The organism is uncultured Algibacter sp., assembly GCF_947490405.1.
In the GTDB taxonomy this organism is placed as follows: Bacteria; Bacteroidota; Bacteroidia; order Flavobacteriales; family Flavobacteriaceae; genus Algibacter_B.
The window spans coordinates 1-692 of sequence record NZ_CANLGU010000016.1; the positions used below are offsets into that span (position 1 = coordinate 1).

At 30.6% G+C, this 692-nt stretch carries 1 protein-coding gene; it reads left to right on the forward strand.

Annotation, left to right across the window (positions count from 1 at the left end; genetic code table 11):
• The coding region (locus Q0772_RS16210; RefSeq protein WP_298347004.1) for a hypothetical protein at nt 1–554 on the forward strand (554 nt) is incomplete at its 5' end.
• Nucleotides 555–692 lie beyond the last annotated feature (138 nt).

Below are 692 nucleotides of genomic sequence, written 5' to 3' on the forward strand. Positions count from 1 at the left end.
ACGTTGTACACAATTTAAGAAACCCTAAAATGACAATAGAATACGACAAACCATTGAGATATTTAAAACCTCTAAAACCTGAACATTTTTCGGATTTAGAAAATATAGATTGGTTTAGTAATTGTGGAAAAGAAATTGAATTTTCATCTAAGCATAAACTGGAAAGAATTAAGTCTTTAACCGAATCAATAGAATCTTGTAATTCTGTTGAATGGGAAAATTATCAATTGGACAAAAGAAATGAGCTGACTTTATTTCTTGACCGAACAAGAACGAATGAATCAAATGAATGGAATACAATTACTGGTGGAATAAAAAACTATTTGAACAACGGAATATTTAAAATCGTACGAGAAAAATTAAATCAAACTGATTTACCTGAGTCTATTTTTGCATCTGTTGAATGGGACATCTTGAGTTACTGTCAAGAATTAGCATATAAAAAATATAATATCCCTACATTTTATTCTCATTTGATTCCAATATATAAAAACGGACATTTGCCTTGCGGTTATAAAGGGGAATTTCCAAATGGTACAATTTTAATTTATTAAAAAAACTGTGTACAACAAAGTGTAAAAATAATTGCTTGGTTCGTGCCTACTCGGAAAATCCTGCGGATTTTCCTCTGGTTCGTTCCATTTTTGTTAAGTTAGTTGCTTAACCACGCAACTATCCTTACACGAACCGTT